At 59.5% G+C, this 26,977-nt stretch carries 27 protein-coding genes; 13 read left to right on the top strand and 14 right to left on the bottom strand.

Features of this window, described 5'->3' with window-relative positions:
* Window positions 1–88: 88 nt before the first annotated feature.
* Window positions 89–1,012 (bottom strand): LysR substrate-binding domain-containing protein, encoded by a 924-nt coding sequence (locus H3O04_RS00315; RefSeq protein ID WP_202586872.1) that lies wholly within the window; start codon window positions 1,010–1,012, stop codon window positions 89–91.
* Window positions 1,013–1,304: 292 nt separating this feature from the next.
* Here H3O04_RS00315 and H3O04_RS00310 point away from each other — a divergent pair, with 292 nt between their 5' ends.
* Window positions 1,305–2,270 carry a Bug family tripartite tricarboxylate transporter substrate binding protein gene (locus H3O04_RS00310; protein ID WP_337249596.1) on the top strand — a complete coding sequence of 322 codons (966 nt, stop codon included), beginning with the start codon at window positions 1,305–1,307 and terminating at the stop codon, window positions 2,268–2,270.
* Window positions 2,271–2,413: 143 nt separating this feature from the next.
* Window positions 2,414–3,721 carry an NAD(P)-dependent oxidoreductase gene (locus tag H3O04_RS00305; protein WP_202586797.1) on the top strand — a complete coding sequence of 436 codons (1,308 nt, stop codon included), beginning with the start codon at window positions 2,414–2,416 and terminating at the stop codon, window positions 3,719–3,721.
* A gap of 95 nt (window positions 3,722–3,816) precedes the next feature.
* Here the strand turns inward: H3O04_RS00305 and H3O04_RS00300 are convergent, their stop codons facing one another.
* The 4 genes from H3O04_RS00300 to H3O04_RS00285 all read right to left on the bottom strand — a co-directional run bounded on the left by H3O04_RS00300 (window position 3,817) and on the right by H3O04_RS00285 (window position 7,189).
* A complete protein-coding gene (locus H3O04_RS00300; RefSeq protein ID WP_202586796.1) occupies window positions 3,817–4,224 on the bottom strand; it encodes a GFA family protein in 408 nt (135 codons plus the stop codon).
* Between the two features lie 456 nt (window positions 4,225–4,680).
* A complete protein-coding gene (locus H3O04_RS00295; RefSeq protein ID WP_202586871.1) occupies window positions 4,681–5,673 on the bottom strand; it encodes an amidohydrolase family protein in 993 nt (330 codons plus the stop codon).
* A gap of 146 nt (window positions 5,674–5,819) precedes the next feature.
* Window positions 5,820–6,803, bottom strand: coding sequence for an aldo/keto reductase (locus H3O04_RS00290; protein WP_202586795.1), 984 nt, complete (start codon window positions 6,801–6,803; stop codon window positions 5,820–5,822).
* A complete protein-coding gene (locus tag H3O04_RS00285; RefSeq protein ID WP_202586794.1) occupies window positions 6,800–7,189 on the bottom strand; it encodes a DUF2255 family protein in 390 nt (129 codons plus the stop codon). The genes H3O04_RS00290 and H3O04_RS00285 overlap by 4 nt, the downstream gene beginning before the upstream one ends.
* Window positions 7,190–7,477: 288 nt before the next feature.
* Between H3O04_RS00285 and H3O04_RS00280 the strand changes: the two genes are divergently transcribed.
* Window positions 7,478–7,636 carry a hypothetical protein gene (locus tag H3O04_RS00280; protein WP_202586793.1) on the top strand — a complete coding sequence of 53 codons (159 nt, stop codon included), beginning with the start codon at window positions 7,478–7,480 and terminating at the stop codon, window positions 7,634–7,636.
* Between the two features lie 111 nt (window positions 7,637–7,747).
* Here the strand turns inward: H3O04_RS00280 and H3O04_RS00275 are convergent, their stop codons facing one another.
* The 4 genes from H3O04_RS00275 to H3O04_RS00260 form a co-directional block, all read right to left on the bottom strand.
* Window positions 7,748–8,446 (bottom strand): type 1 glutamine amidotransferase domain-containing protein, encoded by a 699-nt coding sequence (locus H3O04_RS00275; RefSeq protein WP_202586792.1) that lies wholly within the window; start codon window positions 8,444–8,446, stop codon window positions 7,748–7,750.
* Window positions 8,443–9,507 carry an NAD(P)-dependent alcohol dehydrogenase gene (locus H3O04_RS00270; RefSeq protein WP_202586791.1) on the bottom strand — a complete coding sequence of 355 codons (1,065 nt, stop codon included), beginning with the start codon at window positions 9,505–9,507 and terminating at the stop codon, window positions 8,443–8,445. Before H3O04_RS00270 ends, H3O04_RS00275 begins: the two co-directional genes overlap by 4 nt.
* 96 nt (window positions 9,508–9,603) lie before the next feature.
* The gene (locus H3O04_RS00265; protein ID WP_202586790.1) at window positions 9,604–9,903 is read right to left on the bottom strand and encodes a superoxide dismutase; all 300 of its coding nucleotides are present in this window, start codon (window positions 9,901–9,903) and stop codon (window positions 9,604–9,606) included.
* A gap of 31 nt (window positions 9,904–9,934) precedes the next feature.
* Complete coding sequence (locus H3O04_RS00260; RefSeq protein WP_202586789.1) at window positions 9,935–10,501, bottom strand: NAD(P)H-dependent oxidoreductase; 567 nt, start codon at window positions 10,499–10,501, stop codon at window positions 9,935–9,937.
* A gap of 179 nt (window positions 10,502–10,680) precedes the next feature.
* Between H3O04_RS00260 and H3O04_RS00255 the strand changes: the two genes are divergently transcribed.
* The 6 genes from H3O04_RS00255 (at window position 10,681) to H3O04_RS00230 (ending at window position 14,716) form a co-directional block, all read left to right on the top strand.
* Window positions 10,681–11,586 (top strand): LysR family transcriptional regulator, encoded by a 906-nt coding sequence (locus H3O04_RS00255; RefSeq protein WP_337249595.1) that lies wholly within the window; start codon window positions 10,681–10,683, stop codon window positions 11,584–11,586.
* 70 nt (window positions 11,587–11,656) lie between these two features.
* Window positions 11,657–12,070, top strand: a complete 414-nt coding sequence (locus tag H3O04_RS00250) for a putative quinol monooxygenase (protein WP_202586788.1) — start codon at window positions 11,657–11,659, stop codon at window positions 12,068–12,070.
* A gap of 38 nt (window positions 12,071–12,108) precedes the next feature.
* On the top strand, window positions 12,109–12,519 hold the full coding sequence (locus tag H3O04_RS00245; RefSeq protein ID WP_202586787.1) for a DUF1330 domain-containing protein: 411 nt from the start codon (window positions 12,109–12,111) through the stop codon (window positions 12,517–12,519).
* A gap of 169 nt (window positions 12,520–12,688) precedes the next feature.
* Window positions 12,689–13,057 (top strand): antibiotic biosynthesis monooxygenase family protein, encoded by a 369-nt coding sequence (locus H3O04_RS00240; RefSeq protein WP_202586786.1) that lies wholly within the window; start codon window positions 12,689–12,691, stop codon window positions 13,055–13,057.
* A 19-nt stretch (window positions 13,058–13,076) separates the two neighbouring features.
* On the top strand, window positions 13,077–14,009 hold the full coding sequence (locus H3O04_RS00235) for an NAD(P)-dependent alcohol dehydrogenase (protein ID WP_202586785.1): 933 nt from the start codon (window positions 13,077–13,079) through the stop codon (window positions 14,007–14,009).
* Between the two features lie 2 nt (window positions 14,010–14,011).
* Window positions 14,012–14,716, top strand: coding sequence for a helix-turn-helix transcriptional regulator (locus H3O04_RS00230; RefSeq protein ID WP_202586784.1), 705 nt, complete (start codon window positions 14,012–14,014; stop codon window positions 14,714–14,716).
* 205 nt (window positions 14,717–14,921) lie between these two features.
* Here H3O04_RS00230 and H3O04_RS00225 read toward each other — a convergent pair whose 3' ends face one another.
* Entirely contained in the window at window positions 14,922–15,887 is a 966-nt protein-coding gene (locus H3O04_RS00225; protein ID WP_202586783.1) for a PDR/VanB family oxidoreductase, read from the bottom strand.
* A gap of 237 nt (window positions 15,888–16,124) precedes the next feature.
* Between H3O04_RS00225 and H3O04_RS00220 the strand changes: the two genes are divergently transcribed.
* The 4 genes from H3O04_RS00220 (at window position 16,125) to nadC (ending at window position 20,520) form a co-directional block, all read left to right on the top strand.
* Entirely contained in the window at window positions 16,125–17,459 is a 1,335-nt protein-coding gene (locus tag H3O04_RS00220; protein WP_202586782.1) for an MFS transporter, read from the top strand.
* 46 nt (window positions 17,460–17,505) lie between these two features.
* A complete protein-coding gene (locus H3O04_RS00215) occupies window positions 17,506–18,498 on the top strand; it encodes an ABC transporter substrate-binding protein (RefSeq protein WP_202586781.1) in 993 nt (330 codons plus the stop codon).
* A gap of 463 nt (window positions 18,499–18,961) precedes the next feature.
* Entirely contained in the window at window positions 18,962–19,546 is a 585-nt protein-coding gene (locus H3O04_RS00210; protein WP_237666095.1) for a MarR family winged helix-turn-helix transcriptional regulator, read from the top strand.
* 140 nt (window positions 19,547–19,686) lie between these two features.
* Window positions 19,687–20,520, top strand: a complete 834-nt coding sequence (gene nadC / locus H3O04_RS00205) for a carboxylating nicotinate-nucleotide diphosphorylase (protein ID WP_202586779.1) — start codon at window positions 19,687–19,689, stop codon at window positions 20,518–20,520.
* A gap of 91 nt (window positions 20,521–20,611) precedes the next feature.
* Here the strand turns inward: nadC and H3O04_RS00200 are convergent, their stop codons facing one another.
* From H3O04_RS00200 to guaA, 4 genes are all read right to left on the bottom strand, one after another.
* Window positions 20,612–21,796 carry a Gfo/Idh/MocA family oxidoreductase gene (locus H3O04_RS00200; protein WP_202586778.1) on the bottom strand — a complete coding sequence of 395 codons (1,185 nt, stop codon included), beginning with the start codon at window positions 21,794–21,796 and terminating at the stop codon, window positions 20,612–20,614.
* On the bottom strand, window positions 21,797–23,113 hold the full coding sequence (locus tag H3O04_RS00195) for a Rieske 2Fe-2S domain-containing protein (protein ID WP_202586777.1): 1,317 nt from the start codon (window positions 23,111–23,113) through the stop codon (window positions 21,797–21,799).
* 612 nt (window positions 23,114–23,725) lie between these two features.
* Entirely contained in the window at window positions 23,726–25,030 is a 1,305-nt protein-coding gene (locus tag H3O04_RS00190; protein ID WP_202586776.1) for a tyrosine-type recombinase/integrase, read from the bottom strand.
* A 223-nt stretch (window positions 25,031–25,253) separates the two neighbouring features.
* Window positions 25,254–26,873, bottom strand: a complete 1,620-nt coding sequence (guaA, locus tag H3O04_RS00185) for a glutamine-hydrolyzing GMP synthase (RefSeq protein WP_011549558.1) — start codon at window positions 26,871–26,873, stop codon at window positions 25,254–25,256.
* Window positions 26,874–26,977: the final 104 nt, after the last annotated feature.

Below are 26,977 nucleotides of genomic sequence, written 5' to 3'. Positions count from 1 at the left end.
CTCGAAATATTCGACTCCAGCTTTCCGTGGCACATCACGCACACCACCGCGACCGGAAAGCCGACTCCTCAATAAACCTGCGCGCTGGTTAGATCAGGGCGGTCACCCCGAGCCAGTGTCCTTCATCGACCTGCTTCAGCGCCACCTCCCGCAAAACAAGACGCGCCGCCAGGCCGGACGGCGTCAACTCCTCGTCTGCCAGAGACGCGACAAGGTTCAGACGGCTGAGTGTGTTCCCGAGGATCGGCACCGTGTGTAGCTTTGATCCCTTGCAGCGCTCACGGGCGGCGGCTGGCTGAATCGTTACGCCCATGCCAGTGCTGACCGCATCCATCAGCGTTGCGAGTCCGTCTATTTCGGCAGTCACGTTCATCGCGGAGCCGGCCCGCGAAAACGCGCCATCCACCAGCGATCGCAGTCCGTGAGGACTGCTGGGAAGGATCAGCGGAAATTGCGCCAACTCGGCGATGTCATACCCGGCCGGGTCGGCAGGGACTGGCAATGTGTCAGCCGAAATCACATAAAGCCGCTCGGAAAGTAGTGGAGCGGTCTGGACACGCTTGGCCCGCGACCCACCAAAGATGATCGCTACGTCGATCTGCCGCGACGAGAGTAGTGATTCGAGGTTGCCGGACAGGCTCTCGACGATGCGAACACTGACGTCTGGGTACCGGGACCGCATTTCCCGAAGGAAGGGGAGCGCAAGCACGCCTGAGGTGCTCGGCGCGAGTCCCACTGACGCCTCGCCCGAAAGACGGCCCAACTGCGCCGCCCGTGCTGCGTCGTCGGTCATCCGCAGGATCAATTGCGCCTTGTGCCAGAAAGCGAGACCCGCGTTTGTTGGCTGCACTCCATTCTTGGTGCGTTTAAGAAGTCGGACCGAAAGCTCGCTTTCCAGACGGCTGACCTGCTGGCTTAGCGCAGATGTAACGAGATCGAGCTCAATGGCAGCTCGCCCCATGCTACCGCTCTGGACGACCTGCACGAAATAGCGAAGCTGCCGGATTTCCATATGCATTGCCTTATTCAGCGCCCCCGACGGGTCGGGCCGTCTCGTCATCGCAGTGGCGCGCCGTCGCGATCGTCCGTCGACGCGACATAGCGAATACCGACCCCAGTGCGAATCGGTAAGGCTCTCTCGCGGTACACATGCCTAGTTTCGAACACCGGAACGTGTACCATTTTATACACTGTACCGCATCAATCAGGCAAACTGTGAGAAATTTCATTGACCGTGATCGGAGGAGAGAGACATGCGCAGGCACTGGAGATTCAGGGCTTTTGGACTCTCGCTAGGAGTAAGCGTGTGGATTCTCGCAGCCGCGTTCATTTCGGGAAACGCTCGCGCAGAAGGCTATCCGGCCCGACCGGTTAGGCTACTTGTGGGATTCAATGCAGCAGGCGCCACCGATACGATTGCCCGATACTATGCGTCAAAACTCAGCGACGTCCTGCGGGGGAACGTCTACGTCGAGAACCGCCCTGGCGCGTATCAGATGATTGCGATACGGAATCTGGAGTCCGCGCCGGCCGACGGATACACGCTGTTCCTGATCACCGGTAGCGCCGCGTCCCAGTACCCCGGCCTGCAGAAGGACCTTCCGTACGATCCGGTTAAAGATTTTTCGTTCATCGGTCTGGTCGGCGAGGCGCCAGGCGTGATCGTTGCCAGCGCGTCCCTCCCCGTGGCCGACATTTCAGAGCTTGTGAAGTACTGCAGGGCTCACCCCGGCTCGCTGAACTTCGGGTCGTCCGGCATTGGTTCGGCCAGCCATATACAGATGGAGTATCTGTCGAGCCTTGCCGGAATACGGATGACCCACATTCCGTTCAAGGCCGACTCCGAAATCATCACCGCGCTGCTCTCCGGTTCAGTCCAGATCGGGATGACGCCTATTCAGGGGGCGCTACCATCGATCCAGAGTGGCATGGTGCGCGCGCTCGCCGTCACGGGTAACAGACGCGTCGCTTCGCTGCCCAATGTTCCCGCGCTAGGAGAAGCGAGGATTGCCGGCTTGGGAAACGTGGACCCTTACACATACTACATGCTCGTTGGGCCAAGAGGGCTTCCGACGGACGTTATCCAGAAACTCAACGCTGCGATCAATATGGTGTCCCATATGCCCGAGACGGTCACCTATATGCACAAGCTCGGGTACGAGCCAGGTATAAGCACGCCCCAATCTGCAGAGGACTACGTGCTTCGGGACAAAAAAAAATGGGCTAACTTTCACGCAGCGACGCATTTTGATCTGCACATCGGTCAGTGAGACCCTGTTCCGATCAGTGAAATTCATGCCATTCTACGACTCGCGTGGTACGATCCTCGAAAAGAAGCTGGAGTTCCCGGGCTGCGGATCATCCTCGTGGAAAGCATCCCGACAAGAAACAGATACCATCATGTGAGGCGACAATGAATATCGGATATATAGGGCTTGGCGCACTGGGCGGCCAGCTTGCACGGCGATTCCTGAAGGACCATCAATTAACGGTTTGGGACATCAGTGCGACTGCGGTGGGAGAACTGGCGACCCTTGGCGCCCACGTGGCACCGACTGCGGCTGAGCTCGCCAGGCGCTCGGACGTTGTCTTCCTCTGCCTGCCGCGCAGCGCCGATGTGAAGAGCGCGGTATTCGCCCCGGATGGGTTGGCAGCGGGGTTAAGCCCCGGAAAAATTGTGGTTGATCAGACTAGCGGTGTCCCCGAGGAAACTCGCGAGATCGCGACTGCGCTCTCCGAGTCCGGCGTGCTGATGATGGACGCGGCAGTATCGGCAAGCCCACAGATAGTCCCCACGGGAAATGCAAACCTCATGGTGTCGGCGCCTGCGGAGGTCCTGGATCGGGCAGAGCCCGCGCTTCGTGCGATCTCAGACAACATTTTTCGCTGTGGATCGCGGGTGGGCGACGGCCAGGCCATGAAAACGGTCAACAATGCGATGAACGCAGGCAACCGTCTGGGCTTGCTCGAAGTGCTGGCATTAGGCCGGAAATCCGGGTTCACGGTCAAGGCAATGGCCGATCGTCTTTCTGACGGTGAAGCGCGCTGTCAGATTACCGAGCGCATGTTGCCTGCCCTTCTTCAAGGCAAGGCCTCGACTGACTTCGCGCTGTCCCTGATGCTGAAGGACATTTATCAAGCGCTGTCGCTTGGCATGAAGCACGATGTTCCCATGCCTATCACCGGGATTGCCCAAGGTCTCCTGCAGATTGGTGGGAATCTGCAGGGTCCCCACGCCCGCCTCGAAGACATGGTGAAAATAATTGGGTCAATGGCCGGCTCGATCATTGCCGGCGATGCAGCTGATTCCACAGATGCACACCGGGAAACCGGCGGGGCCAGCGTGCTTGAAACCGTCGCCAGTATCGTGGCGTCGCAGTCCCGCGCGATTTCGTATGAATGCATCTCTGCCGGCCTGAACTACGGGCTGCAACTGAAAGACATGAGCCAGGTCTTGCATGGGAGTTCGGGCTGGAGTACCGGGTCACGGCACATCTTTAGCGAGCTGATCGACGGCGAACAGCCGAGTAGCTCGTCTGTCGACGATGCGGTACAGCATCTTCAGCAAGGATGTTCACTCGCTGGTCGAATCGGTGTTCCGTTGATGATCGCAAACGGGACACGCTCTATTTTCGAGCAGATGCGCGGCCAGTTTGGACACGGAAAGCGCGTCCATGAGCTTTCACTCCTCTACCCCGCTACCGCTCGCGATGCGACCTGATTCACCCGGTGCAGATGATCCCGGCTTAACTCGGATTTTTAATCTAACCGCCTGCTCCCTGAAGAGAGGGCCGGCGGTACTATCATTTTACTTTTCTACGGCTGCCCAGTGAACTCCTCTGTGCCGTCGATGGTAGGTAGCCACGCGAACCTCCTCTTCGTCCAGATCTGCCGTGCTGGCTTCTCCAATTCATATCTCTGTTCGAGCGCGCCTACTCGCAGCGAATAGGCCTGTGCGTTTTCTGGTGCCGACGAATAAACGGGCCCACCGCACGTTTCGCAGAACGCGTGGATGCGCCTGTATCCTCGTTCCGAGATCTTTTCATAGGTTTTGGGCGTCCCTTTTACCAGACGGAACTTGTCTGCAGGCGCTGATATGTTCATCCTGAAAACGGAACCCGACTGACGTTGGCAGTCCGAACAGTGGCAGATCGAAACAGTGCCGGGCTCCACCTCTGCCTCATAGACAATCGCTCCGCACAGACATCGGCCGTCGACTCGCATTTTTGCCTCCATCTATTTTGAACCGATTACAAGCGAGAACTTATCTCGCCAGCTTTCACTATAGAAGCGGGATAGTTCCCGCGACAAGCCTATTTCCTGCCAGCGAACCCGTCGAGTCTATCTGCGCCATTTAATTTGTCGAGACGCGCATACCACGTTGCACTGGATGCGTCCGGTGCACTGGCGCGACCACGCGGGTACCAGTAGGCGTACCGATCCGCTGCCGGCGGGGGCAAGGCAACGCAACGCTATTCAGTAGTGACCGAGCAGGGAAGCGCTCTTCGCCAACGTGTTGCTCGATCAGCGATGGCTTGTGGAATTCAAGTGACAGTATGCTCAGTACGAAGGTAGGCTGGTGGAACCTTCGATTGGCCTACATCACTGGACAGTCCCTCCGAGCGTATTGCTGACGGACGCAACCAGTTGCGTTGGTGCCACCAGCCCAGTTCTTCGTGATCATTCCGGCCTATGCCGCGCCGTTCGCCGGCACAGCCGCTCCCAGTTCTGGTGAGCGAGTCTTGCCTTATCGGCACCATTCAGAGTGAGTCCATTCACGAAGCGTTTCGCGTCACCTCCCGGCCGGTATTGGTAAGGGTAATCCGTCGAGAAAAGGACGCGATCAGTGCCAACTGCTTCGATCGCGCGCTGCAGATAGTTCTCGCTGAACATGCCGCTCGCCGTCAGGTAGAGGTTGCGTCGCGCATATTCCAAGAGCGGCTTTTGCAGATTCGACACCCGATCCAGCATGACAAGCCGCTCGAGATAGAAGATCACGACCTCCCCCCAGTGTCCAAGTATCACCTGTAGATCGGGATAACGGTCGAACACGCCGGCCAGAACAATGCGGAGGAATTCGATGCCAGCCTCGTAGTGCCACCCCAGGCCAAATGTCGAAAAAGCCAGATCGAGCGACGTCGAAAAGCCGCTGTAGTATGCGTCGCGCACGACCGTCTGCGGAATCTGCGGATGAATCAGCAAGGGGACGGCGAGATCGGCTGCGCACGCATACGTGGGTTCAAACAGTGCGTCATCGAGATGCTTGTTTCCCACCCGGCCGTACAGAATGGCGCCCTTGGCACCTAGGTCTGTCACGGCTCGACGCAGTTCGTCCGCGGCGGCGTCAGGACTATCAAACGGTAATGTGGCGAGCGCCTGAAAGCGCGCCGGATTGCGCTGCACGGTTTCGGCCAGCAGATCATTGACGCGTCGAGCCATGCCGATGCTGTGGTCACCGAGGTTGTTCAACCCGGGGGTGGTCAACGACAGAACCTGCAGGTCAACGCCCGTTTCATCCATCAGAGCCAGCCGTTTCTCGCCGAGCTCAGCGAGACGCTTCTCAAGGACCGGCGTGTTGAGCGCAAGGGTACCGTCATCTGCCCCAGGAATAGTCAACCAGGCGTCTTTGATTTCGGCCGGCAGGACATGTTCTTCGATTCCCACGATCTTCATGGCCACGCTCTTCTCCCGCAGTGGAAATGTCCGCCATGGGCTGGAACCGCGCGACCCATGCAAAACGGCCGATCTGCTGCAATCCCGGACATCATGGCGGCATCGCACATCGCCCGCCAAAGGCAAGCGGTGCTGGCAATACGGACCTACTGCCCGGATAAGCGCAGCATGGCCTCCGGGTAGCGCGCACCCTGGACGACAATGTTCGCTTGCTGGATCTCCTCGAGGTCGGCTTTATCGAGCCTCACGTTCAGCGCACCGATGTTCTCCTCGAAGCGTTCTAGCTTTCTCGTGCCAAACAGCGGCACGATCCACAGCTTTTGCGCCAGCAGCCATGCCAGCGCTATCTGGGCCGGTGTCGCGCGGTGTTTCTGCCCGATCCTGGTGATGAGGTCAACCAGCCTCTGGTTGGCGGCTCGGGCCTCTTCGGAGAACCGCGGCGTCTGCGCACGGATATCGGAGCTGTCGAAAGTCGTATTGACGTCGATCTTGCCCGTCAGGAAACCTTTGCCAAGCGGGCTATACGGCACCAGCCCGATGCCCAGTTCTTCGAGTGTTGGGATGATCTCAACCTCTGGCTCGCGGGTCCACAGCGAATACTCGCTCTGCAGCGCGGCGAGCGGCTGCACCGCATGCGCGCGGCGTATCGACTGCGCACTCGCCTCGGACATCCCGAACCACAGCACCTTGCCTTCGGCGATCAAATCTTTCACCGTGCCGGCGACGTCTTCCATTGGCACTTCGGGGTCAACCCGGTGCTGATAGTACAAGTCGATATGGTCAGTGCGCAGGCGCCGCAAGCTGCCCTCGATGGAGCGGCGGATCTGAGCGGGCTTGCTGTTGACGCCGCCACGATGTTCGCCCGTATCCTGGTCGATGTCCCAGCCGAACTTGGTCGCGATCCTGACCTCGTTACGCATGGGTGCGAGCGCTTCGCCCACCATCTCTTCGTTGGTCCATGGGCCATAGACTTCTGCGGTATCGAAGAAGTCCATGCCACGCTCGACAGCGGTGCGAATGAGGGCGATCATCTCTGCACGGTCGGGCAATTCCCGCGCCTTGCCGTAGCCCATCGCCCCGAGAGACAAGGCCGACACGTCAAGCCCTTGGCCAAGTTTGCGCTTGATCATGCTGCATCTCCTGTTTCGCCGCGCGGCGTGATACAAACCGTTGCAGCGCGCGCCTGCTCGCTAATCATTGGTTCCAGGTAACTGCTGTTCGCGTACTTGGCTCGGTAAGCATCGTCGATGCGGTCGTTGACTGGTCCGTGTACGGCCTCGAACCAAACGTTCCGGGTCATCCCGGCGGCGACAATGCGGCCCGCCTTCTGACGAATCGCGGCTTGATACCAGCGTGAGCGTTGGCCGTTGTAGGCGCGTACGTAGAGCGCACCATCCATCACAACCTCCCAGATCCACGTCGGACTGCCAAACGTTGTGCCGTCCTCGCGTAACGGTGCAACCTTTAGATCGTCCGCGCGATCGATCCTTGAAAGTTCATCCTGCGTCCAACTCATGGCTCACCTCTCTCATTAACGCGAACGGCGTTCTTATCCTCCGCCGCCCCCGATGTCGCCGCGGAGTGCAGGCGGCCGCCACTCGCTTCAGCCGCGTCGATTATCGCGACGTCGCCCAAGTGGCAGCCGTCACACTCACGGAAGAACACCTGGCTTACGGCACTTTCGAATTGTGCGCGCCCGGCGTTCTTTGCGGCGGGATATCGCCGCGACGCTTCCGACAAGCTTGGACGCCAGATCAGTGGCGCCACGATCGACCGTCGCGGCATTAAAGATGCTCCGAGTGACATGATCACGATGTTCGAGCACTACGACCATGGCGGCTTGCTGGGCAACCCACTCATGCTCACGACGATCCTCGGCCGGGAACCACGTACACTGCACGCCTATTTCGAGGAACTGGCCGAACATCGGGTTGCAGGCGGACAGGGGCCGGGCCCATCCTGAAGAGGTTGGTGGCGTTTTTCGAGGAGCCATGCGAAGCAGGCAGCCGCGCATGGCTGCCTCATCCATGCGATGTGCATCCGTCCCGTCAAATACCAATGATCGGCTCCGTCTTCAGGTCGCCTGGTCCACGTTGAGCTGGCTGACAACCGCCTGGCCCACGCCGTGTGCGGAGGCCGGATTCTGGCCGGTCACGAGACGGCCATCGACGACGACGTTCTCGCTCCAGTTCGGAGCAGGACGGTGCAGTGCACCGCGCTGTTTCAACGTGCTCGCCAGCAGATAAGGCACGACCTTCGTGTAGTTGACCTCCGCTTCCTCCTCGTCGGTGAAACACGCCAGCTTCTTGCCGGCCACCAGGTAGCTGCCGTCCGAGAGCGTCGCGTTCACCAGCGCGGCCGGGCCGTGACAAACCGCCGACACGATGCCGCCCGCTTCCCAGATCTCGCGAACGATTTTCTGCACAGCCGGGCTATCGGCGAAATCCCACATCGTGCCGTGACCACCGGCGAAGAAGACGGCCGAATAGCGCGAAGGATCGAGATCGCTGAGCACTAGCGAATGGGCAAGCTTGTCGCGAAAACGCTTGTCCTTCCAGTAGCGATCATTGACGGGGTCTGACAGATCGAAGAAATCGATGGGCGGGTGGCCACCACGAATCGAGGCGATTTCTACCGGGATGCCGGCTTCTTCGAACACGGCCAATGGATGCGTCAACTCGACCATCGCAAAACCGGTCGGCTCGCCCGAATCGCCGCGGATCGGATGGCTGGTGACCACGCACAGGATGGGCTTGATGCGGGCGCTGTTCATGCTTGCTGTCCTGCGGTTTTCAGTGAAGCCATGTCGATGACGAAACGATATTTCACGTCGCTTTTTAACATGCGTTCATAGGCTTCGTTGATCTTCTGGATAGGGATGATCTCGACGTCCGAGACGATGCCATGCTCGCCGCAGAAATTGAGCATTTGCTGGGTTTCGCGCACGCCGCCGATGAACGACCCCGAGATCGCCTTGCGGCCACGCACGAGCGATCCGGCATTCACAGGGGTGCTGAGTGGCCCCATGTAGCCGACGAGTACTAGCACGCCTTCCAATGCAAGGGTCGGCATGTAGGGATTGACGTCGTGATCATAGGGGACTGTGTTGATGATCACGTCGAATCGGCCGGTAACGGCCTTCATCTGTTCGGGGTCGTTCGACAGCACCACATGATCGGCACCGAGGCGCATCGCATCGTCTTCCTTGGCCGCCGAACGTGTGAATAGCGTGACATCGGCACCGAGCGCTTTGGCCAGTTTCAAGGCCATGTGACCAAGCCCGCCGAGGCCGATCACCGCAACCTTGCTGCCCTCGCCAACGTTCCAGTGGAGCAGCGGCGACCACGTTGTGATACCGGCGCAAAGGAGCGGTGCCGCGCCTGCTGGATCGAGGCCGTCGGGGAGCGACAGCACGAACTTGTCGCGCACGACAATCACATCCGAGTAGCCGCCATACGTGATACTCCCGTCCTGCCGATCGACGCTGTTGTAACTGAACGTGGAACCCTCGACGCAGTCTTGCTCCCATCCCTTCAGACAAGGTTGGCAGTGCTGACAGGAATCGACCATGCAACCGACGCCGACCATGTCGCCCACCTTGAAGCGAGTCACGTTCTCACCGACTTCGCGCACGCGTCCGATGATCTCGTGGCCAGGCACGATCGGATAGGTCGTGAAGCCGAGGTGGTTGCGTGCCATGTGCACATCGGTGTGACAGACGCCGCAATAGAGGATATCGATCATGACATCGTCCGACCGCGGAGCGCGCCGCTCGAAGGCGAAATGTTGGAGCGGATCTGTGGCCGAATGAGCGGCGAACCCCGTTGCATTCATGAAGTGCAGTCCTCGTCGCGCGTCGCGCGATCGCAGTGAATAGATGGTCCGGTCACGCCATACGAGGTGACCGAACGTGACACCCGAAGCTCAGGCTCAGGCATTGCCGGGAGCGAACAGCGCTTCCCAGTTCGTGAAAGGGCCAAGCGGGATGACGTCCCAGTCGATCAGCCCGGCCCTGGCCAGCGGGAACTCGGCAAGCGCCTTCTTTGCGGCGTCGACCGACTCGGCTTCCGCGATGATGGCGACACCGGGACGGTCCTGTCGAAAATAGATGTCGCGGATGATGCCGCCTTTGTACATCTGCCACGCATGGCGGGCTTCGTCCCGCATGTGTGGCTGGTATTTCTCGAGGCTGGCGCCCGGCTGGGGGACATCGAGGCAAAGCAGTTTCATCGTCGGTCTTCCTTAAGCGGTGCAGAACGGTTCAGGCGGGCTGGAAGCGGCTGACTATCGTCGCCACGCGGCGACCGAGGTATTGGGCTGTCGTGAGGTCGCTTGCCGGCGGTGCGACATCTGGTCCCTGATCCACGTTCGCATGTGTCATGACACCCAGCCAGCTGCCCAACCTGTTCAGATCGTCGGGGCTGGCGGTGCTGCTGTTGTTGCCGGGCATGAGGTCGAGGCCAACCCAGATCATCCCGTGCTGTGCAGCGAATAGCGCCATCGATACGAGCGAGTTCAGCTTGTCACCGTGCTGCGCACCCGAGTTGGTGAACCCCGCGGCGATCTTGTTGCGCCACTTGAGCTCGGTCCACGCGGCCTTTGTGGAATCCTCGAAGAACTGTTTGAGCCGGGCGCTGATCATGCCGTTGTAGGTTGGCGAACCGAAGACGATCGCGTCGCTCGCTTCGAGCGTTGCCCAATCGACGCCGCCGGCGACCGCAAACAGCTTCGCCTCGGCCTCGGGGACCTGCCCAACGCCTTCCGCAACGGCCTGGGCCACCCGCGCGGTGTGGCCGTAGCCACTGTCATGCACGATCGAGATCAACACCTGTTTGTCCTTTGCCTTGAGGGTTTCACGCTTCCGCGTGGTTTGTGTGACCACGCTCCGTGAGCGCAGCGCGAAATTTCGTCGCTGGTTGGTTACTCTAAAGTAGAATTCCTTGAAACATAGGCGGAAATAATTCCCACCTGTGCTTCCTAAATTTCTACAATCTTAAGGACAAGCCCGTGCGCGACAGATTTGATGGGGTGCAGCTGTTCGTTGAAGTTGTCGAAGCGGGCGGCTTTGCGAAAGCCGGTGAACGGCTGTCGCTGACGCGCTCGGCGGTCGGAAAGGCTATCGCGCGTCTCGAGGAACGGCTCGGAGTGCAGTTGTTCCAGCGCACCACCCGGAATCAGTGCCTCACCGAAGACGGACAGCAGTACTACGAGCGCTGCCTTCGCGCTATCGAAGAGTTGCGCGCTGCGGAAACCATGCTGGAAAACGGCCGCCGCGAAGTGGTGGGAAAGTTGCGCGCCACGCTCCCCACGCTGTTCGGCCGCTATTGCGTCGCCCCGATCCTGCGATCGTACGCGCGCGAACATCCAAAACTCGAACTGGAATTGAACTTCAGCGATCGACAGGTCGACGTGATCGCTGAGGGATTCGACCTGGCGGTGCGCAACGGTGTGGCGGGTAACGGCGTTACGCTGCGCGCACGCCGCCTGGTCAACCAGCGCAAAGTTCTCTGTGCGTCGCCGGCCTATCTCGCCACGCGGGGCGAACCTCATACGCTGTCGGATCTGGCGAAGCACGACCTGCTCCCCTACTGGCGCAACGAGCACGGCTTGATCTGGCAGCTTCCTGACGCGACCGATGCGCTGGTCGATTTTCAGCCCAAGTCCCGCTTGCGTTTCGACGATCTCGAGGCGATTGCTGATGCGGCCGGCGACGCCATGGGCCTGGCGTGGCTTCCGTACTGGCTGATTCGCGACCGGTTGCGACGGGGCGAGCTGGTCGAGATCTGGGGGCATCGACCGACCGCCGTCATGGAGTGCTACGCCGTCTGGCCGGCCGCGCAGTATCTTCCGCTGCGCTCCCGTCTGGCTATCGACGTGCTCGCCACCGAGCTGCCGAAACGGTTGGAGGAATAATCGCACCGTTGCCCGTTCGATCGCGTTACGAACACATCGCCCAACGTCGACCCAACAAGCGAGACCTCATATGACAAAACATCGCATTCATTTGGGACTATGGCTGCTCGCCGCCGCCATGCTCTGCAGCCCCAGAATAAATTCGCTGCACGTACAGGAACCACCAGACAAGACCGTGGTGCGCATTGCCGAACTGGTGATCGATCCTGCACAACTGGAGACCTACAAGGCGATCGTCAAGGAAGAGATGGCCGACTCCGTCCGGCTCGAACCCGGCGTGCTCGCCATCTACTCGGTCGCCGAGAAAGACAAACCCAACCATTTGCGTTTTTTTGAGATCTACGCCAGCGAGGAAGCCTATCGGGCGTACATCGAATCGGCGCATTTCAAAAAGTATGTCGCGCTGACCCAACGGATGATCCAGTCGCGCGAACTGATCGACACGATGCCCGTACAGCTCAGCGCCAAAACGCGGCAACCGTAACCGGCCGACTTTCTTCACTTACAATGGAGAACCCATACGTGAAACGGAAGCATACCTTGCTGACGGCGATCGGCGCGACCGCTGCGTTAGTCGTCAATGTATCCCCCGCACTTGCGCAGACGCCTACGTCCGGGTCCCAACCCGCGCATGGCAAAACACCCGCGTACTATATTGCTGACTTCGAGCTCACCGATCCCGAAGGCATCAAGCCGTACCGCGACCAGGTAGATGCCACATTCCAACGCTACGGCGGACGTTACATCGTCCGTGCCGCCCATGTAGACGGATTGGAAGGCAGTCCGCCGAACCATCGCCTGATCATCATCGAATTCGACAGCCTCGAGCTTGCCCGTGCCTGGTACAACTCGCCCGAGTACGCCAGAATCCGCCCGTTCCGCCAGCGCTCCGGCCACACGAACGCCTACATCGTCGAGGGACTCGCGCAGTAGCAGACGATCTGGCAGATGTTCGCGTGCGAGAACCGTAACCATCAAAACGATGCCATGTAAGAAGCGATTCGAATAGTGACAGAAACTGTCACCACCCCCTGCATAGAATGGCACCGCGAACGAAGGGCAGCGAACCGCGCTGCCCCTATCACCGAGAAGGAATTGCACGATGCCTCGATTCGAACCGCTCGACCCCGTTTATCCGGTAGCCCGCCAGGCAGACATCGACACCGGCCCCATCGTCATGGTCAACCTTCTGACGATGGTTCCGGATGACGAGGCCTCGTTTCTTGCAGCGTGGACGGCCGATTCGCTGTTCATGAAGCGACAACCCGGCTTCATCTCGACGCAGTTGCATCGCGCGATCGGCGAGAACCCGACCTATCTCAACTATGCCGTCTTCGATAGCGTGGCCGCATGGCGCAATGCCTTCGGGACGCCCGAGTTCCAGGAAAGGCTCAAAGCACACCCTGCATCCGTCGTGGCCCGGCCCCACCTGTTCGCCAAGGTCGCGGTTCCGGACCTGTGCACGGCTTGATGCCGAGGTAGCGAGACACATGAAACGCATCCAATACAGCCGCTATGGCGGTCCGGAGGTCATGCGGGTGGAGGATTTCCGATTGCCTGCGCCGGGCAAAGGCGAAGTAGCCGTGCAGGTCAAGTTTGCCGCCATCAATCCGATCGACTGGAAGCTGCGCAACGGACAGATGAAGATCGTTACGGGCAAGACATTTCCTCGCGCGATGGGCATGGATTTTTCAGGGACAGTCATCGGCGTCGGTCCCGGTGTGAAGCAGTACAAGGCAGGCGACGCGGTATTCGGTCTGGCCCGCTTCAAGGAAAGCGGCGCGCTCGGAGAAGCAGTCGTGACGAAGGAGAACTTTCTCGCGCGAAAACCCGAGAATCTTTCATTCGAGCTCGCGGCATGCCTCGGAACCCCTGGCGTCACAGCGTGGAACGGGCTGATCGACAAAGCGAAACTGCAAACAAACCAGCACGTCTTCATCAACGGTTGCGGAGGAGCGGTCGGCGAAGCCGCCGTGCAGATCGCGCGGCTTTTCGGCGCCGTGATCTCGGGCAGTTGCAGCGCGCGGGACATGGAGCGCGCCACATCACTCGGTGTGCAACACGTCTACGATTACCGGACGACCGAACTATCGAAAAGCGCTACACCCTTCAATGTGGTTTACGATACCGCGGCCACCATGACGGTATCGGACGGCCTGGCCATGCTGCGCCGGAGTGGTGTGTTTCTGGATCTTAACCCAGGCCCGGGCAAGCTTATTCGTTCGCTTTTCGACCGACGGCTCAAGCCCATCATTGGTTCGCCGAGGGCCGAGATTCTGGAAAAACTGGCGAGTGCCGCTCGCGAAAACAGATTCAGAGTGCCCATTGGAGAAACCGTTTCCCTGAAGGGTGCCATCCAGCTCATTGCCGAGCTGGAACGAGGCCGTAAGCTAGGCGGCAAAGGCGTTGTGGCAATGGAGTGAGCATGGCCAGAAGTCATCGACTGTTCGATCTGATGCAAGTGCTTCGACGACACCGAAGAACGGTGTCGGGCAAAGCGCTTGCGCTCGAACTGGGTGTGTCGCTGCGCACCATCCGTCGGGACGTCGCGACGCTGCAGGAGATGGGCGCCGAGATTCATGGAGAGCCCGGCGTCGGCTATATCCTGCGGCCAGGCTTCCTGCTGCCTCCACTCTCTTTCACCGCGGAAGAAATTCAGGCGCTAGGCATCGGCGCGCAGTGGGTCAGTCGCCAAACCGACGATGCGCTCGCGCTTGCCGTGACGAATGCGCTGGCCAAGATCGACGCTGTGTTGCCTGCTGAGATGCGAGCCGTGCTCCAGGACGATACGGTCTACGTGGGCCACCCGTTGAAGAGCCAAGCGCGACTCGACTTAAGCAACATCCGCCGGGCGCTCCGCGAACAGCGAAAGTTGCGTATCACCCTATCGATAGAACACGCGCCGGCGGACAAACAGGTGGTCTGGCCGATCATGTTGGGTTTGATCGATGCCAAGAGGTTCATCGCCGCCTGGTGCGAGTTGGACGGCCAATTCCGCGTGATCGGCATGGACGACATTGCTACCGCGGAAGTTCTAGCAGAACGCTACGCTCGCAACCGCCGCCAGCTAGTCAAGGAATGGCGCACCCAGGAGGTGCGACCGTGCAATAGTCAAGACAGCGTTTGCTAACGAGGTTGGAATTGTGTCCATGTATGGCGTGCTGACCCAACAACGAGCCGCACTGCGGCAGCAACGGCGTCGCGACGCAAGGTCGCCGCGGTTCGCAGCTATTGGCGTTGGTGTTCGGACGGCCTCTCACTCGCAGCCGACACGGCGCGCCGCTGCTTTAACCTAACGATGTCTGAGTGTCCTGACATACACGGCAAGTCCAGTGTCAGAGGTCCAGCACGAGTTCCTCTGAAATTGCCCGTGACACGCAGACTATGATCTGTCTCGCTTTCTCATCCTCCTGCAATACGAGGTCGCGATGATCTGCCGTACCGCCGCAGAGCCCAGTCCGGCAGGAACCGCAGGTCCCGCTTTCACAAGAGCTGGCAATGCGGATCCCGGCATCTCGAAGAACCTCGAGGATGGTCTTGTCAGCTGGAATCTCGTATGTCCCACCTGACTGTGCCAGTTTGACTGCAAATGGTTTGTTCTCTCTGAGAACCGAACCATCGACACCAAAGCTCTCGAAATGAATGCTTCCCGGCGACCAGTGTCCCGTCATATCCCTGACCGCATCCATCAACGCGCGCGGCCCGCAACAATACACGTGTGCCCTACCTGGTCGTTCGAAAACAGACCAGAAGTCGAACGACTTCAAAGGGTCGCCATAGTCATGATGTACTGTGACGTACGGCCGCCACTCATCGCTCGAGAGATCCTCAAGAAACGCCGTCCCCTCCGGATCCCTGGCGACGTAAATCAACCGGAACTTGCGCCGCCCTTCTGAACGCAATTGATGCATCATCGAGAGCATCGGAGTGATACCGATTCCCCCGGCGATCAAAATAAACTCCTGCGCCCGCGCATCGAGCGGAAAGTCGTTCCTGGGCGCCGATGCAAAAATCAAGTCACCCTCCTTCGTATCGTCGATCATACTGATCGAACCGCCGCGCCCGTTGGCATCCCGCTTTACCGCAATGACGTAACGGTCCCGCTCTTCGGGACTGTTGCAAAGCGAGTAGCGGCGCCGGGCGCCGCTTGGTACCTGGACGGTAACGTTGGCCCCCGCCGCAAACGGTGGCAGGTCATCCTCGACGGGACTGCGCAGCTCAAAACGCCAGATGTCGCGCGCCACTTGCCGCTTCCCCGCGACTCTCAAACTTGACAGGACGTCGTCCTGGTTAGTGCTCATACAAGTCTCCGCTAAATCGTTCACTCTATTGCCCGCTATAGATTAGATATCTAATTATATAGTGCCTCGGCAGTAGGCGCAGACCGTGTTCGTCGGTAGAAACCCTTGGTTGCCAAAAACTCCAAGCTTCCCTAATCTCGTAAATTAGAGGTCTAATTATTTCCAAGGCTGCGCGCGAGTGATACCCCCGCAACCGGCGTATATCGCCCAACGACGCAAGCAAACCCGGAGACGTAGATGGCAGATTCAGCACTGAGATATGGACAGTCGTCCGGGCGCGCCACGGCGGGTGCACAGGAAGTCGAAGGAACTTACAGGAAGGTCACGCTCCGTCTGATGACTTTTCTCTTCTTGTGTTGGGTGCTCAACTATCTCGACCGGGTCAACGTCAGCTTCGCCCAACTACAATTGAAGCAGGATTTGGGGCTAAGTGATGCAGCGTATGGACTCGGTGTAAGCCTTTTCTTCATCGGTTACATCCTGCTCGAAGTACCGAGCACCTTGCTACTCAAATGGATTGGCGCCCGCCGAACTGTCACGCGCATCATGCTGCTGTGGGGCAGCATCTCGACCGCGATGGCATTTATGACGGCCCCATGGCAGTTTTACCTTGCCCGCACACTGCTGGGTGCAGCGGAAGCCGGTTTCTGGCCTGGCATCATCCTCTACCTGACCTACTGGTACCCCGCTGTTCGTCGCGCGCGAATCACATCGCGCTTCCTGCTGGCCATTGCGGCCGCAGGCGTTATCGGTGGCCCGCTTTCCGGTTTCATCCTTCAGAACTTCGCGGATGTCTGGGGCTATCGTAATTGGCAGTGGCTGTTCTTTCTCGAAGGCCTTCCCGCAGTCATCGCTGGCGTCGTTGCATTCTTTTATCTGACCGACCGGCCCGAGGAAGCGCACTGGCTCACCAGCGATCAGAAGCAGATAATTCTCGACGACATCGAGGCGGACCGACGCGCAAAGCCCGACGATGCACCGAACAGGCTGCTCGCTGCCCTTCGTGATCCAAAGGTCTACGTTATGGCGGCCGGTTGGGCTACCGTGCCGCTTTGCGGCACGATCCTGAACTACTGGACACCAACGATCATCAAGCAAGCCGGCATCAGCAACATACTGCACATCGGCCTATTGTCGGCATTGCCTTATATCGTCGGCGCGGTCGGCATGCTGATCATCGCACGAAGCTCAGACCTGATGCTCGAGCGCCGGTGGCACTTCATCGCATCGACGACAGCGGGTGCCATGGGAGCTGCGACGCTCACCATGCTGACTCACAACTGGACTGCGGCGATTTTGTGTCTCAGTCTCGTGTCGATCAGCTACTTTGCAGCGGCAGCGATCATCTGGTCTATCCCGCCGACCTATCTTACCGGCGATGCCGCGGCAGGCGGGATCGGCGTCATCAGCAGCCTCGGACAGGTCGGTGCGTTCTTCGCTCCTATCGTCTTGGGTTGGATCAAAAGTGTCACGGGCACCTTCGCGGCCGGCCTCGTTCTTGTCGCCATTCTCGTGTTTCTCGGGGGCGTCGTCGTGCTGCTCGGCGTGCCTGTAAAAAAGCCCGCCGCATGAGCGCCCTTTCACACAGCACATATCTGCAATCAGTACGGGAGTATCAATGAGCAAGCTTCAGCTTTCCATCGCTGTCGGGAACTATGACCGCATCCGGCCGCTCGTCGATGGTGACGTCCAGATCGACGGCGTCGATCCTGTATTCATGTTGCAGGAGCCGGAGGAAATTTTCTTCCGTGCGTTTCGGCATGCGGACTATGACGTCTCCGAACTCTCACTGAGCAGCTACTCTGTCAAGACTGCAGCGGGGATCTCACCGTACATCGCCGTGCCAGTCTTCCCGTCGCGCGCATTTCGCCACACGTCCGTCTACGTTCGCGCTGACAGGGGAATCACCTGTCCCGAAGATCTGAAGGGCAAGCGGATCGGCGTTCCGGAATATCAGCTGACGGCAAACGTCTGGGTCCGCCTCTACCTCAACGAAGAGTATGGCGTCAAAGCATCTGACGTCAGTTGGGTTCGGGGAGGTTACGAAGACCCAACGCGCGTAGAAAAGATCGCCCTTCAGCTACCGCCAGACGTGCACCTTGAGAACGCACCGGAAGGAAGGACAATCTCAGGCATGCTCGAATCCGGCGAAATCGACGCACTCATCGGACCTCGAGCACCGTCGTGCTTCGAGCGAGGGCATCCGCAAATCAAGTATCTATTTGAAGATCCTCACGCGAGCGCAGCAGAATGGTACCGCCGGACATCGATTTTTCCGATCATGCACACCTTGGGCATCCGGAAGGAACTCGCCGAACGCCATCCTTGGCTGCCCGGAGCCATGGTCAAGGCATTCGAAAAATCGAAGGCTGTCGCACTTTCCCGCCTGAACGACACTTCTGCGACGAAGGTTACGCTTCCCTTCGTGGAAGATCATCTGCGTGCCGCGCGCAAGCTAATGGGCCCGGATTTCTGGTCGTACGGATTTGCGGCAAACGAAGGCATCATCAACCGATTCCTCAAGCAACACTTCGACGAGGGTCTCTCGGAGCGCCTGCTGGAAGCGAAAGAGTTGTTTCATCCAGCCAGTCTTGAGAGCTTCAAGCTCTGACGGGGCTTCATCTCGTGTCTCGAACGAAGCAGCAATGTCTGCGAATCTAACGGTCGAAACGCCACCTAGGAGCATTCCTGTCTTCCTCACTGCCGCCGCTTGTCTTACGCGGGAGATTGGCATTACCCGCTGAGCGCCATACACCAAGGAAACGTTCAAAATCGCGAACGGTCTGTCAGTCGCCTCTATTGCTCGTGCGAAGCTGATGACGCTGAGCTGCCATCTCAAATGCCGACGAAACGTGGCTCGACTGCGAACCCTTGATGTTTGCCGCAGGCAATACCGTCATTGTCAAAGCGCCGGAGCAAGCACCTCGTTCCTGTCGGCGGCTCGCCGACTATCCTGCATATCGCTTCGGGCGACCAGTTCGCCCAGCACGCCTGCCGAAAACGATTGGACTTCGCGTGCGGCACCAGAACGCGATAATATTATGAGCGATGCAATCCTAAACACGGCAAAGCCCATGGCTTCTCAACGCAATTTGAAGGAACATTCCACCTCCGACGCGATGCTCCGCCACTGGCGGGAAGCGGTTCCGAACGACCGGCTTGCACACTTGGTCAAGGACGCAGCGCGGGCGATGGTCCGAGGCCTGCACATGCGTCTAGCCAAGTATGAGGTGTCGTTTGGACACTGGGCGTTTCTCCGCATCCTCTGGGAGCAGGACGGCCTCACGCAAAAAGAGTTGAGCGTCGAAGCCGGCGTGATGACGCCAACTACGTTCACGGCTGTGTCTGCAATGGAGAAGCTGGGCTATGTCGAGCGCAGGCAGGCGCCCGACAACCGGAAGAACACATATGTCTACCTCACTTCCAAAGGCAAAAGCCTCAAGAAAAAGCTCGTGCCGCTCGCGGAGGAGGTGAACGAGATAAGCGTCAGAGGATTAAAAGAAAGCGACATCAAGATCGCCCGGAAGGTGCTGCTTACCATCATAGAGAACATGGCGAGAGATGAGGCAGAATCCGACGATCCTGCTCGCCGGATTCCGTCCACACGTGAGTTCGGCAACCTCATCGCCTCGCGCGGTGAAGAATACGAAAACGGCTGACCCCGGCGGTACTACTCATTGGTCTACAGCTGGCAAATTCGCTAAATGGCTAATAAAATCACGCACGGATATTTGCCAGCCTCTCAGCGGTCGCGTTCCGGCATGCACGACTTTCCCCACCACCGACGCCCTACTCCCAAATGGATGAACTGACCCGCCACGCGCTGACGCGTAACGTACAAGACGCTCTCGAGGAGGACACAGGTAGTGCCGACTGGACGTCACGGCTTGTGGACGATTCGGCGGTGGCAACGGCAATCCTAATCGTGCGCGAGGCAGCTGTGCTTTGCGGCCAGCCGTGGTTTGACGAAACGCTGGCGCAGGTAGATTCCCGCCTGGATGTCAACTGGAAGGTTGAGGAAGGTGCATCCATGACGGCTGGCCAGACCGTATGTGAAATTCGCGGACCAGCCAGAAGCCTCTTGACAGCCGAGCGCACGGCGCTCAATTTTCTGCAGATGCTTTCGGGGGTAGCGACGGCCACCCGCAGGTCCGTGCAGATCGTCGCAGGCACCCGAACGCGCGTGCTCGACACGCGCAAGACACTCCCCGGCCTAAGGTTCGCACAGAAATACGCCGTACGGATCGGCGGTGGATTCAACCATCGGCTTGGGCTGTTTGACGGGATCCTGATCAAGGAAAACCACATTCAGGCAAGAGGCGGCATCGTCGCTGCGCTCAATGCGGCTCGCGAGCTCGATGCTGGCGTTCCCATCCAGATCGAAGTGGAAACGCTGGACGAACTGGTTACCGCTCTATCTGCCGGTGCTCGGTCAATCCTGCTCGACAATTTCAGTGAGCTGGACATGCGTGAAGCTGTACGGCTCAATGCGGTGCGGGCGGAACTTGAAGTTTCGGGTGGCGTGTCAGATGCAACTTTGCGCTCGATCGCGGAAATCGGTGTCGATCGTATATCCATTGGCAGTCTCACCAAGAACGTTCGCGCTATCGACTTCTCCCTGAGATTCGTGTGAAGTGCTGGCTCATCTATGAGTGGAAGCAGTCTGGAATGCAAGAAGGCCGCAGATGCGGCCTTCTCTTTTTTGGCGGCGAGTGGTGCCGGCCCTACAGTTCGACGTCCTTCCCTTCTTCGTTCGACGTCAGTATCGCGAGGCAAATTTCCAGCGTCTCTCTGGCCCATTGTCCATCGTGAATCGGTGGCGCTTTCCCCCGAACCGCATCGTACAGCTCGTCGATCACTTCTCTTCGCGGCACCGATGGCAAGTCGAGAGGTCGTTTTTCCGAACACGTGTCGCCATAAACGAGAATGCTGTCTGCCATTGGCCGGAGGTCCCCTCGTTCGCACGATACGATCACAGGACCGAAATGCTGATGGTAGAGGGAGACACACTCTGAGGACGGTGGCTTGTACGAAGCACCACCGTATGTGCCCTCAGCCTTGAGCCGCGCTTCTTGCTCAGGAGACGGTAGCGTCGCCAGTCGCCGTCTCGCGTTTCCATACGCGTGCGGACTCTTCGCCGCGCCCATTTCGCTGATCCAGCCCATCCATTCGTCGGAGTCGAAGTGTCCGTATCCGCTATAAGAGACCGAGGCGAACGCACCGCACTCGAACCAGATGATGGCGCTATACGCTCCCTCCGTCGGCCTTTCAACGTCCCATCGCCCGACGGTCGCTCTGAGACGCCTCGCCCGCGAACCCACCAACAACCGCACAATGTCCACCTGGTGCGCGGCCTGACTGAAAACCGCGCCGCCCCCTTCCGCTGTCGACAGTTCTTCTGGACGGCGAGGACGGTAGAGGTAGTCGGTAAAGTTCGCAGCATGAATCATCCTGACAGATCCAAACTCCCCGCTCTCCAAAAGCCGTCGCGTCTCAAGATACGGAGTGTCAAAGCTGTGGCAATGACCCACAATAAGCGCGACGCCTGCCCGTCGACAGGCGTCGATCATCCGGTCGCATTCTGCGAGACTCAGGGCCATCGGCTTTTCGACGAGAACATGCTTCCCTCCCGCTGCCGCGATCTCCGTATGCGCCGCGTGAAACTGGTGCGGACTGGCGATATAGATCGCCTCGACGTTCGGGTCTGCAGCGAGCTCGCGGACATCGGCATACGTCGACGCCGAGAAGTCCTTGGTGAACTGCTGCCGGGCTTCTGCACGTGGGTCGCAGGCGGCGACCAGCTCTACCCGTCGGTCAGCCAGAAACGTTGGCAGCATCAATGAAAATGCTCGCCCCAGTCCGGCTACACCAATGCGTAACCGACGCGGTTGCACTACTTCGGCGGACATTTAACGCGTTACCTGATAGTTTGTTTCCAGCGCCGGCTGATCCATATCTCCCCAGACGTACCTCGCCTCGTACGCACGCCAGTCGACTTCCTTTGGGATTACTGCCTGGAACGAACAGACGGCCTGCGGCGCGGCCAGGTCGGCCGTTCCAATTGCCGTTGCGCCACGGTTAAACTCGGACAGTGCCTCGAGCATCCGCTTTCGAAACTCGACAATTGCCAGATCACTCGCACCGAGCCGCTCGTCTGAGCGATTGGCGATTGACCCCATCGTCACCCACATCGCGATGTCCTGATTGGGGAAGCCCTTGATGCCGGTGAAGTTTCCGGTCTTCATTGCCTCCCGATCCTGCCAGAATCTGTTCTCGTGATTGCGCAGGGGACGGTAGCGGTCGTCCAGATCTACGCCCACTTGCTGGCAGAGGAATTTCCGCCAGGTTTCCGTCTCGGGTGTCGTCTTCGGATCGCCCCAGGCGATGAAATAGAATGCCGTGTTCTCGTCATCCATCGGAACGTTAACGTTCGCCACGTTGTAGAGATTGTTGGGCGGGATCAGAACGGTTGCGGGAGCGATGAATACCGTCGAACGAACGTACTCGTGCGTGTTTGCGTTGAAAATCGGACGGCGGATCGCTGCGTACCGGAATCCGTAGCTCGTACGCTCGACTTGCAGACGCGGCGCCTTGTCAGTGGATGGCCTCAACCAGTTCTTGGCCGTCGCTTCCGCGCCGCCGACACGAGCCGGCACGAAGTCGGACGAGTGGAGACTGGAGCTGTGCGCAGAGTCGATGGCGCCCTCTAGAACTTGCGCCCAGTTGCACGGCAGCAGCGCTTTCGCAATCGTAACGCGCGTTTCCGCGGTCGGCGCCCACCGCGGCGGAGCAAACTCGGGAACCTCCTCCTGAGGCCCCATATAGGCCCATATCATGCCGCCCCACTCCTTGGTCTGATACGCCTTGTGCTTGACCTTCTGGGTCATCGTACTCGCGGCCGGTTCCGATACCATCTCAATGACATTGCCGGCCACGTCCATCTTCCAGCCGTGATACAGACACCGAAGCCCGCAATCTTCATTGCGGCCGTAGACCAGCGACACACGCCGATGCGGACAATACTCGTCCATGACACCTACCCGCCCTTCTGTATCACGGAAAACGACCAGGTCCTCACCGAAGACGCGCGCCTTGACAGGTGCGCCGTCCGGCTCGCTGACCTCTTCTACCAGACAGACGGGCGTCCAGTGCCGCCGCATGAGTTTCCCCATGGGCGCGTCGCCTTCAACTCGGCACAGCAACTCGTTCTCTTCCACTGTCAACATATATCGTCTCCCGGCGGCATCTGCCGCCCCGCTGGTTAAACCAGCTCAAATTCTATTAGATATCTAATTACGATGTAAACAATTTCACCCGTTTGAGCGCCACACTTCAGCCGCCGTTCGGTCCGATCTCACCACAGACGGATCAGCGCCTATTTGATTAGCCTTCTAATGTTAACTGTGCCCAACATAGTGGACAACAGCAACCTCGGACTATCTCTGATGTCGGCGTGACAAACAGCACAGCGGCGCAATGGAGCCGCCTCGGTGTGCCCTGACCTGACTAGACTCCCCATACACATCTCCCCACCACATGGAAGTCTGTAGCTACGCCGAATTGGTTTGCGCTGTCTTCCCGGCTCGCGAGAACCGTTACAGCCGAGCACCGTCGTGGTGAGCTGTTAGCCCAGCCGCTGTTTGATCACCTGTTCGGCTGCACCTCCGAATTGCATGGTGCGACGGTAATCATCGTTCTCACGGGATGCAGGTGGGTATTGGCGGGACTGCATCTCCCAAAATTGGCGCAATCTCTCCCCGTTCTATTCCCCCCGCAGTCTGTCCGGCCCCTGTTCGGCAGAGAGGATGGCTGGCCCCATTGCGAACATATAGGGGCCTTTACCCTAGTAGCGTCGACTCATCGGCCGCAGTCCGCCGGTAAGCAGCATCATCAACCGCCGGGTCCCCCACTATCCATCCGTCAAGCATGTCCGCCCATGCCTGAAGCATCGTCCTCCTCTGCTCGGCGTATTCGGCCTTGTTATACACGGCCCGTACACCGCGCTGTTCATGGGCCAGACATTTCTCTATCCAATCGCTGTTGAACCCAGCTTCGTGCAGGTGTGTGCTGGCCGTTCTCCGCAAATCGTGTACTGTGAAAGACTCGAAGTCATCAGCACCGCTGCCGCGAATGAGCTTTACGGTGCTGTCGATCACGCGGTTGAGGGTGGCGGCACTTATAGGCAATTCCGTCTCGTAACGACCGGGGTGAAGATACGAGCTTGCACCGAAGCACGTTTTGAACGCGACGAGGATATCCAGCGCCTGCTGGCTCAGATAGACATTGTGCGGCCGGCACGCTTTCGTCCTTTCTTTCGGAATGGTCCATGTTGAAGAACTGAAGTCCACCTCCTCCCACCTTGCCAAGATGAATTCCGACTTGCGCACCATTGTCAGCAGCATGAACTTGATGGCCAGACGCAGCGTCGGCAGGGTGGGCGTCCGCTCCAGCGCCTTAAAAAACACGTGGATCTCCGCGGGCGTCAGTGCCCGGTCGCGTGACTTGAACGTTGCGATAGCCGAGGGCCGGATGTCCGCGGCCGGATTGGCCACCTTTAGCCCCCTCGCCTGTACGAAACGGTAGACTTGCAGCACAATATCGCGTGCCTGAACGGCGGGAGCGGCCGCGCCTCGCTCCTTGATCTTCTCGCATCTAGCCATGAGTCGGGCCGGCGTGATTTCTTCTAGCTTTAGCCGCCCAAATTCCGCCGCGAGATTCCGATCGTAGACGGATTTCCTCATTGCACGGGTCGAGTCCGCCAGCGGGGCTTCCAAGAAGTACTTCTCGGCCCATTTCCCGAATGTGAGCGCCTCAGTCGCTTCCACTCGCTTGTCGACCTTGGCTTTTGACGGACTGATACCCTGTTCCACCTCCCTACGGGCCCGTTCGAGCAGAAGCCTCGCTTCAGCAAGGCTCAGCGACATACCGAATTTCAGCTCCTCGGCTTCGCGCGCCCCGCGGGCAGGTAGCCGCGGATCGTAGCGACCGATGACAAGCGTCTCGCGACGCCCATTGAGGCGATAGTCGAAGCGGAAACTGACCGCCCCCGACGACGTAACGGCCACATACAGGCCGCGCTGGTCGGCCACCTTATAGATACTGCCGGTGGGCTTCAGTGCCCGCAATCCGAGGTCCGTAAGCATGCGATACTCCGTGAACTGATACCGTCACTTGATACCGTCACGTCCGGTGACGGTATCAAGTTGGGTCGTCCGCAGAGAAAGATGCTATACCGTCACCGATACCGTTGATCGCACGCTGCTGTCGTTGGACACCAGCGGACCAAAAAAGACTATAAGCCTTTGATTCCGTAGGGGAAATCGAGGGTTTTTTAGACCTCTGCAGACCACTGCAGAGGATCCTAAATCATTCCCACTCGATCGTCGCCGGCGGCTTCCCCGAGATGTCGTACACGACCCGATTGATCCCGCGCACTTCGTTGATGATGCGATTCGACGCGCGACCGAGCAGCGCATACGGCAGATGCGCCCAATGCGCGGTCATGAAGTCGGTCGTCTGCACCGCGCGCAGCGACGTCACGTAGTCGTATGTCCGCCCATCGCCCATCACGCCGACCGACTTGACCGGCAGGAACACCGCGAACGCCTGGCTCGTCAGGTCGTACCAGCTCTTGCCGACGTCGGCCTCGCCGCACAGGCCGGCAGCCGCGTCCTGCGCGGTCGCGGTCGTGTTGCGCAGTTCCTCGATGAAGATCGCGTCCGCGCGGCGCAGCAGCTCCGCGTATTCGCGCTTCACTTCGCCGAGAATCCGCACGCCGAGGCCCGGGCCCGGGAACGGATGGCGGTACACCATCTCCGGCGGCAGGCCGAGCGCGACACCCAGCTCGCGCACTTCGTCCTTGAACAGGTCGCGCAGCGGCTCGAGCAGCTTCAAGCCGAGCGTTTCCGGCAGGCCGCCGACGTTGTGGTGGCTCTTGATCGTCGTCGCCTTCTTCGTCTTCGTGCCGCCCGATTCGACCACGTCCGGGTAGATCGTGCCCTGCGCGAGCCACTTCGCCTTCGACAGCTTCTTCGCCTCGGCCTGGAACACCTCGACGAACTCGCGGCCGATGATCTTGCGCTTCGCTTCCGGATCGGTCACGCCGGCCAGATGGCCGAGGAACTGGTCGGACGCATCCACGTGCACGACCTTCGCGTGCAGGCGGCCCTCGAACATGTCGAGCACCATCTTGCCTTCGTTCAGGCGCAGCAAGCCGTGGTCGACGAACACGCAGGTCAGCTGATCGCCGATCGCGCGATGGATCAGCGCGGCCGCAACGCTCGAATCGACGCCGCCCGACAGGCCGAGAATCACTTCCTCGTCACCGACCTGCTCGCGGATCTTCGCGACGGCTTCCTCGATGTGGTTCTTCATGATCCAGTCGGGCTTCGCACCGGCGATCTGCAGCACGAAGCGCTCGATGATCTGGCGGCCCTTCACCGTGTGCGTGACTTCCGGGTGGAACTGCACCGCGTAGTAGCCGCGCGCCTCGTCGGCCATGCCGGCGATCGGGCAGCTCGGCGTCGATGCCATCAGCGCGAAGCCCGGCGGCAGCTCGGCCACCTTGTCGCCGTGGCTCATCCAGACCTTCAGCATCCCGTGGCCTTCGGCCGTCGTGAAATCCTCGATGCCGTCGAGCAAGCGCGTATGGCCGTGCGCACGCATTTCCGCGTAGCCGAATTCGCGATGGTCGCTCCACTCGACCTTGCCGCCGAGCTGCACGGCCATCGTCTGCATGCCGTAGCAGATGCCGAGCACCGGCACGCCGAGATCCCACACGGCTTGCGGCGCGCGCAGTTGGTGGTCTTCGTACGTGCTCGCGTGGCTGCCCGACAGGATCACCGCCTTCGGCGCGAACTCGCGGACGAAGTCGTCGGACACGTCGTTCGGATGGATTTCGCAGTAGACGTGCGCTTCACGCACGCGCCGTGCAATCAGTTGGGTGACTTGCGAACCGAAGTCGAGAATCAGGATTTTGTCGTGCATGGCTGCGGACGGGATGAAGAGAATAAGAAAAGCAGCGCACGAAGCGCTGCGTCAAAAGCATGGACAGCGGCGTCGGGCGGCATGCGGCTCGCGCGACGCATCGC

Source organism: Burkholderia sp. KCJ3K979 (assembly GCF_016759955.1).
Lineage (GTDB): Bacteria > Pseudomonadota > Gammaproteobacteria > Burkholderiales > Burkholderiaceae > Burkholderia > Burkholderia orbicola.
Note: the sequence above shows the minus strand (reverse complement) of the source record. Positions and strands in the feature narration are given on the sequence as shown.